Origin of the sequence: Pseudomonas sp. EMN2 (assembly GCF_009650555.1) — a bacterium.
In the GTDB taxonomy this organism is placed as follows: domain Bacteria; phylum Pseudomonadota; class Gammaproteobacteria; order Pseudomonadales; family Pseudomonadaceae; genus Aquipseudomonas; species Aquipseudomonas sichuanensis.
Genome location: NZ_VZZR01000118.1, coordinates 1 through 8,577 on the forward strand (window position 1 = coordinate 1; position 8,577 = coordinate 8,577).

General features: G+C 67.3%; 1 protein-coding gene. It reads left to right on the forward strand.

Features of this window, described 5'->3' with window-relative positions; translation table 11 throughout:
• Window positions 1-8,577 (forward strand): amino acid adenylation domain-containing protein (locus tag F6X61_RS25810; RefSeq protein WP_153789131.1); only part of this gene is annotated, 8,577 nt, incomplete at both ends.

Sequence of the window (8,577 nt, forward strand, 5' to 3'; positions counted from 1 at the left end):
GCTGTTCATGCACCTCGAAGCTCTGCCTTTGAGCCCCAACGGCAAGCTGGACCGCAAGGCCCTGCCTGAGCCTGATGCGATCCAGGAACGTGCGTATGAAGCCCCGCTAGGCGAAACCGAAACCCTGCTGGCCGCGATCTGGGCCGAACTGCTGGGCGTGGAGCGGGTAGGGCGGCACGACAACTTCTTCGAACTGGGCGGCCATTCGCTGCTGGCCGTCAGCCTTACCTCGCGCCTGCGCCAAAAAGGCCTGCACGCCGATATCCGCGTGCTGTTCGGCCAGCCGACCCTGGCCGCGCTGGCTACGGCAGTGAGCGGCGAGACCGGCCTCAAGGTGCCCGCCAACCGTATCCCGGCTGATTGCACGTACATCACCCCCGCCATGCTGCCCCTGGCCGACCTATCGCAGGCATCGCTCGACACGCTGATGGCGCAGGTGGCCGGCGGTGCATGCAACATCCAGGACATCTACGGCCTGGCGCCGCTGCAGCAAGGCATCCTCTACCACCACCTGGCCAGCGAGGGAGCTGACCCCTACGTGCTGCAGGCCCGCTTCGCCTTCCCGGACCAAGGCACACTGGACGCCTTTGCCGCTGCCCTGGATCAGGTGATTGCGCGCCACGACATCCTGCGCACCAGCATCCACTGGCAGCACCTCGAAGAGCCTGTGCAAGTGGTCTGGCGCAAAGTCTCTTCTGTGGGAGCGGGCTTGCCCCGCGAAGGCAAAACCGCGGTGCTTGAGCTGGGTACCGCGCCACTGATCCGCCTGCGCCCCACGACGGGCATCAATGGCCGCATCGAGGCGACCCTGCTGATCCACCACATCATCCTCGACCACGCGGCGGTCGAACATCTGGTGGCCGAAGTCACTGCGGTACTGCACAACCAGCCGCTGCCCCATGCCAGCGTTCCCTACCGCAACTACGTGGCCCAGGCACGCCTCGGCGGCGACGGCCAGGCTGAAGAAATGCTGTTCCGCGAATTGTTGGGTGATATCGACGAGCCGACCGAAGTCTTCGGCCTGCGTTCCGCGCACAGCGATGGCAGCCGCGTGCTCGATAGCCGCCAGGCGTTCGATGCCAACCTGGCCAGGCGCCTGCGCGAGCAAGCCCGGCAACTTGGCATCAGCGTAGCCAGCCTGGTCCACCAAGCCTGGGGCCAGGTCCTGGCGCAGCTGTCCGGGCGCCAGGACGTGGTGTTCGGTACCGTACTGCTGGGCCGCCTGCAGAGCGGCGAAGGCGCCGAGCGGGCGCTGGGCATGTTCATCAACACCTTGCCGTTGCGGGTCAGCGTCGGGGCAGTTGGGGCCGCTGATGGCGTGCGCCTTACCCATCAACGCCTGGCCCGGCTGCTTGCCCATGAACACGCGTCCCTGGCGGTGGCCCAGCGTTGCAGCGGCGTGCCGGCGACCCAAGCGTTGTTCACCAGCCTGCTCAACTACCGTCACAGCGCACCGGCCAAGGCCGAGCTGCGCGAAGCCTGGCAGGGCATCGAGCAACTGTCCGCACACGAGCGCAGCAACTACCCGCTGGTCGTCAACGTCGATGACCTGGGCGATGCCTTCGTCCTCACGGTGCAGGCGGTGCCGGATGTGGACGGGGAGCAGGTGTGCCGGCTGCTGGGCACCGCCTTGGAACAATTGACCAACGCGCTGGAGCACACGCCTGCGACCGCCCTGCAGCAAGTCAGCTGCCTGGCGCCCGCCGATCGTGAGCTGGTGTTGCACGGTTTCAACGCCACCCGCCGGGATTACCCCCGCGAGCATGCAGTGCACACCCTGTTCGCTGCCGTTGCTGCGCTCAGCCCAGATGCGCTTGCGGTGATTCACGGCGAGCACCGCTGCAGCTACCAGCAACTCGACCAGCGCGCCAATCGCCTGGCCCATCACCTGCTGGCACTGGATGTTCGCCCGGGCGACCGCGTCGCGCTGCTGCTGCCGCGCAGCGTCGACTTGCTGGCGGCGCAACTGGCGGTGAGCAAGTGTGCAGCGGTGTATGTGCCGCTGGACAGCAACGCCCCGTTCGAACGCCAGGCGTTCATGGTTGCCGACAGCCAGGCCAAGGTGCTGCTGACCCACAGCAGCGAGCCGCAGCTGGGCCAGGCCCTGCGTGTCGAGCTGGACCTGCAGGACCTCGCGGGCTACCCGCTGCAGTCGCCGGGCCTGGTGGTGAACGCGGGCAGCGCGGCCTACATCATGTATACCTCCGGCTCCACCGGCACCCCCAAAGGCGTGCAGGTGCCGCACCGGGCCATCGTGCGGCTGGTGATCAACAATGGTTTCGCCGCCTTCGACAGCCAGGACCGGGTTGCCTTCGCTTCCAACCCGGCGTTCGACGCCAGTACCCTGGAAGTCTGGGCGCCGCTGCTCAACGGGGGCGCCGTGGTGGTCATCGACCAGCATCAGGTGCTGTCGCGCGAGGCATTGCGCACGGTGTTGCTGGAGCAGGGCGTGAGCGTGTTGTGGCTGACCGCCGGGTTGTTCCACCAGTTTGCCGGCGACCTGCTGCCGGCGCTGGCCAAACTGCGTTACCTGATGGTCGGCGGCGATGTGCTGGACCCGGCGGTGATCGCTCGGGTGCTGCGCGAAGGTGCGCCGGCTCACCTGCTCAATGGTTACGGGCCTACCGAGGCCACCACCTTCAGCACCACCCACGAAATTATCGAGGTGGGTGAGGGCAGTATCCCGATCGGCAAACCGATCGGTAACGGCCGCTGCTATGTCCTCGATGCCCGCCAGAAGCCGCTGCCGGTCGGCGCGGTGGGTGAGCTGTACATCGGTGGCGATGGCGTTGCCCTGGGCTACCTGGGCCAGCCGGCGCTGACCGCCGAACGCTTCCTGGACGACCCGTTCAGCCCCGAGCCTGGCGCGCGCATGTACCGCAGCGGTGATCGGGTGTGCTGGCAAGCCGACGGCACCTTGCGCTACCTCGGCCGCGCCGACCAGCAGATCAAGCTGCGGGGGTTCCGTATCGAACTGGGTGAGATCAAGGCGTGCCTGGGCAACTGCGCCGGTGTTCTTGACTCGGCCGTGGTGCTGCGCGAGGACACACCGGGCGACAAGCGCCTGGTCGCCTACTTCACGGCAACAGAGCCTGCGCCAGCCATCGCCGAGCTGCACGGGCAACTGCAAGGCCAGCTGCCGGACTATATGCTGCCAGCGGCCTATGTACGCCTCGACGCGCTGCCACTGACCGCCAACGGCAAGCTCGACCGCCGGGGGCTGCCGCTGCCGGACAGCAACGCTGTGCTCAGCCGCGCCTTCGAGGCGCCGCAAGGTGAGGTGGAGCGCACCCTGGCAGCGATCTGGGCAGATGTGCTCAAGGTCGGGCAAGTGGGGCGCCACGACCACTTCTTCGAGCTGGGTGGTCATTCGCTGCTGGCCGTGACCCTGGTCGAGCGCATGCGCAAGGCGGGCCTTAGCGCCGATGTGCGCGTGCTGTTCGCCCAGCCGACCCTGGCGGCCCTGGCCGCAGCCGTGGGCAGCGGGCGCGAGGTGCAGGTGCCGGCCAACCGCGTGCCCCGCGACGCCCGCCAGATCACCCCGGCCATGCTCAGCCTGATCGACCTCGACCAGGCCAGCATCGACCGCATCGTCGCCAGCGTGCCGGGCGGCGCCGCCAATATTCAGGAAATCTACCCGCTGGCACCGCTGCAGGAGGGCATTCTCTATCACCACCTGAGTGCCGAGCAGGGTGACCCGTACCTGCTGCAGTCGCGCCTGGCCTTCGACAGCCTGGCCCGCCTGCACGCCTGGGCCGGGGCGCTGCAGCAGGTCATCGACCGTCATGACATCCTGCGCACTTCGGTCGTGACCGAGGGGCTGGAACAACCGGTGCAAGTGGTCTGGCGTGAAGCGCGCATGGCGGTGACGGCCATTACCGACCTGACCGGTGCTTCGCCGATCGATGCCTTGCAGGCCCGCTTCGACGCCCGTCACCAGCGCCTTGACCTGTCGCGTGCGCCGCTGATGCGCCTGGTGCATGCCGACGACCCGGCCAACCAGCGCGTGGTGGCGATCCTGCAGTTCCACCACCTGGCGCTCGACCACACCGCCATGGCGGTGATTGCCGGGGAAATGCAGGCGTTGCTGGCCGGCAACGGCGGGCAACTGGCCGCGCCGGTGCCTTACCGCACCTACGTCGCCCAGGCGCGCCTGGGCGCTGATGACGCCGGCCACGAGGCGTTCTTCCGTGACATGCTCGGCGACCTCGATGCGCCGACCCTGCCGTTCGGCCTGGCCGATGTGCAGGGCGACGGGCGCGCCATCGAAGAGGCGCACCTGCCGCTCGACGCTGGCGTGGCTCGGCAACTGCGCGAGCAGGCCCGGCGCCTTGGGGTAAGTGCCGCGAGCCTGGCGCATCTGGCCTGGGCGCGGGTGCTTGGCGTACTGGCCAACCGCAGTGACGTGGTGTTCGGCACCGTGCTGATGGGCCGCCTGCAAGGTGGCGCAGGTGCCGACCGTGCCCTGGGTGTGTTCATCAATACCTTGCCGCTGCGCATCGACCTTGCCGCGCCTGTACTGCAGGCCGTGCAGGTCACCCATCAAAGGTTGTCGGCATTGCTCGGCCACGAACACGCATCGCTGGCGTTGGCCCAGCGCTGCAGTGGCGTGTCGGCGGCGCTGCCATTGTTCAGCGCTTTGTTCAACTACCGCCACAGCAGCGCCGGCACGCCTGCCCAGGACGATGCCAGCGTGCAGGGCGTGCGCCTGCTGGGGGGTGAAGAGCGCAGCAACTACCCGCTGACCCTCAGCGTCGATGACCTGGGTGAAGCCTTCACCCTAAGCGTGCTGGCTCAGGAAGGGATCGGCGCCGAGCGTGTCGCGCAGTGGATGAGCCAGGCGCTGAGCCAACTCAGCAGAGCCTTGGCGCAAGGCGCAGACATCTGCGTGGACGCACTGTCGATCCTCGACGAAACAGCTCGCCAGCAGGTGCTGGAAGGCTTCAACGCCACCCAGCGCCGCTACCCGCAGGGCCAGCTCGTGCATGCCCTGGTCGAAGCCCAGGCGGCCCGCGCACCGCAAGCGGCAGCCCTGGTGCAGGACGGCCAGGTGCTGAGCTATGGCGAGCTCAACCGCAGCGCCAACCGCCTGGCCCATTACCTGATCCGCCGTGGCGTGCAACTGGGCGACCGGGTTGCCCTGTGCCTGCCGCGCAGCCTCGAGCGGCTGGTCGGTTTGCTGGCCGTGCTCAAGGCCGGTGCTGCCTATGTGCCAGTGGACCCTGGCTACCCCGCCGAGCGTATTGCCTATCTGCTGCAGGACAGCGCCCCTGCGCTGGTGCTGGCTGACGCGACCACGCGGGGCCTGCTCGGCGATACGCCCCGGGTCGAACTGGACCGCGATGACTGGCAGGGGGAGACGGACAGCAACCCGCACGTCGCGGGCCTGGACGACCAGCAATTGGCCTATGTGATCTACACCTCTGGCTCCACTGGGCAACCCAAGGGGGTGATGGTCGAACACGCTACCCTGGCCAACCTGGTGCACTGGCACTGCGCGGCCTTCGACCTGGCGGCCGGCAGCCATACCAGCACGGTGGCCGGTTTCGGCTTCGATGCCGTGGCTTGGGAAGTGTGGCCCGCGCTGAGCAGCGGCGCGGTGCTGCACCTGCCGCCTGCACGCATCGCCGGCGAGCATGTCGACGAACTGCTCGACTGGTGGCTGGCGCAACCGTTGCAGGTCAGCTTCCTGCCCACGCCGGTGGCCGAGCAGGCCCTGCGCCGCGAACGCCAGCACCCGACCCTGCGCACCTTGTTGGTCGGTGGTGACCGGCTGCGCCAATTCGACCGGGAACCGGGCTTTACGCTGGTCAACAACTATGGCCCGACCGAAACCACTGTGGTTGCCACGTCTGGGCAACTGCAAGCGGGGGGCGCCCTGCATATCGGCCAGCCGATCGCCAACACCCGCGTCTATGTGCTCGACGAGCATCGCCAGCCGGTGCCGGTCGGCGCCGTCGGCGAACTCTACATCGGTGGTTCGGGTGTCGCCCGGGGCTACCTGAACCGCCCCGAGCTGACCGAGCAGCGGTTCCTGGCCGACCCGTTCAGTGCCAACCGCGATGGGCGGATGTACCGCAGCGGTGACCTGGTGCGCTGGAATGCCGATGGGACCCTGGATTACCTGGGCCGTAACGACGACCAGGTGAAGATCCGTGGCGTGCGCGTGGAGCTTGGGGAGATCGAAGCCGTACTGGCGGCGCAGCCGGGCATCAATGATGCCGTGGTACTGGTGCGTGATGAGCGGCTGCTTGCCTGGTTCACCGGGGCGGCGCCGCTGGAAGCACTGCGCGAGGCGCTTCAGGCGAGCCTCCCGTCGCACCTGGTACCGCTGGCGTTCATTCAACTGGATGCCTTGCCGCTGACAAGCCATGGCAAGCTCGACCGCAACGCCTTGCCCGACCCATCCCCGGAACTGGTCTGCAGCCAGGCCTACGTGGCCCCGCAAGGCACCGTGGAAAACGCGTTGGCTCAGGCATGGGCCGAGATGCTGGGTGTGGCGCAGGTGGGCCGGCATGACAATTTCTTCGAGTTGGGCGGCCATTCGCTGCTGGCCGTGAACCTCACCGCGCGGTTGCGCCGTGATGGCCTGCAGGTTGATGTGCGTACACTGTTCGGCCAGCCGACCATTGCCGCGTTGGCGGCGACGCTGGGCAAGGCACGGCATGTGGAGGTGCCGGGCAACCTGATCCCGGCCGGCTGCACGCACATCACCCCGGACATGCTGCCGTTGGTAGCGCTGGCGCCCACTGCCATCGAGCGTATTATCGCCAAGGTGCCGGGCGGTGCCGCCAACGTGCAGGATATCTACCCGTTGGCACCGCTGCAGGAAGGCATCCTCTACCACCACCTCAGCGCAGCGAAGCATGACCCCTACGTGCTGCAGTCGCGCTTCTCCTTCGCCAGCCGCGAGCACCTGGACAACTTTGCGGCGGCGCTGGACAAGGTTATCGCGCGCCACGACGTGCTGCGTACCGCCATCCTCTGGGAAGGCCTGCCGCAGCCGGTGCAAGTGGTCTGGCGCAAAGCGCCGCTGGGCGTCTACGAAGGCACGGCAAGCCACAGCCTCGACCTGAGCCAGGCCCCGCTGATACGCCTGATCTACACCCACACCGAACAGGCCATCGAAGCCACCCTGCAGTTCCACCACATCGTCCTCGACCACACCGCCATGGAGGTGGTCGGCGAAGAGTTGATCGGCTACCTGCAGGGCGACACGGAACCTGCCCATGCCCCGGTGCCTTACCGCAATTACGTGGCACAGGCTCGTCTGGGCGTGAGCCAGGCCGAGCACGAAGCGTTCTTCCGCTCGCAGCTGGGCGATATCGACGAGCCGACTTTGCCGTTCGGCCTGAGCGATGTGCAGGGTGATGGCCGGGACATCGAGGAAGCCCAGCTGTGGTTGCGCGATGACCTGGCCCAGCGCCTGCGCCAACAAGCGCGGCAACTGGGCATCAGTGTGGCCAGCCTGTTCCATCTGGCCTGGGCGCGCCTGCTGGCAGCGGCCAGCGGCAGGGACAGCGTGGTGTTCGGCACCGTGCTGCTCGGTCGTCTGCAAGGCGGTGAGGGTGCCGAACGGGCGCTGGGGATGTTCATCAACACCTTGCCGCTGCGCATCGACCTGGCAGGCATCGGCCTGCGTGAAGGTGCGCAAGCGGCCCATCAGCGCCTGAGCGCGCTGCTGGCCCACGAGCATGCTTCCCTGGCCCTGGCCCAACGTTGCAGCGGTGTGGCTGCGCCGTTGCCGCTGTTCAGCGCGATGCTCAATTACCGCCACAGCACCCAGGTCAGTGCCAGCCAGCGCAAGGCGACCGAGGGTATCGACAACCTCGAAAGCCAGGAGCGCAGCAACTATCCGCTGGGCTTGAACGTGGACGATCCGGGTGATGGCTTCCGCCTGGTGGCCATGACCCCGGCGGAGATTGGCGCGGCGCGGATCTGCGGGCAGATGAAAAGGGTGCTGGAGGCCATGGTCGCGGCGCTGGAGCATGAGCCGAAGCTGGCGTTGCAGCGCCTGCCGGTGCTGGAAGCGGATGAACGCCAGCGAGTGCTGGTGGACTTCAACGAAACAGCGGTGGACTACCACCTTGAGCAGACGCTGCATGGGCTGATCGAGGCGCAGGTCGAACGCACCCCAGATGCCGTGGCGGTGCAGGCTGAAGAGGGCGCCTTGAGCTATCGACAGCTCAACGAGCAGGCTAACCGTTTGGCGCACCACCTGATCGGCCTTGGTGTGAAACCTGATGATCGCGTCGCGATCTGCGTCGAACGAGGGCTGTCGATGGTGGTTGGGCTGCTGGCCATCCTCAAGGCCGGCGGCGCCTACGTACCGGTCGATCCGGATTATCCGGCGGAACGTGTGCGGCACATGTTGAGCGACAATGCGCCGGTGGCGGTGCTAGTGCATGCCGCAACGCGCCATGTGCCGGAAAGCGGCCGGATCATCGACCTGGATCAGCCGATCTGGGACGCACAGTCCGCAAGCAACCCGGTCGTGGCAACGCTGACACCGCACCATCTGGCCTACGTGATCTACACCTCCGGCTCGACAGGGCTGCCCAAAGGCGTGATGAACGA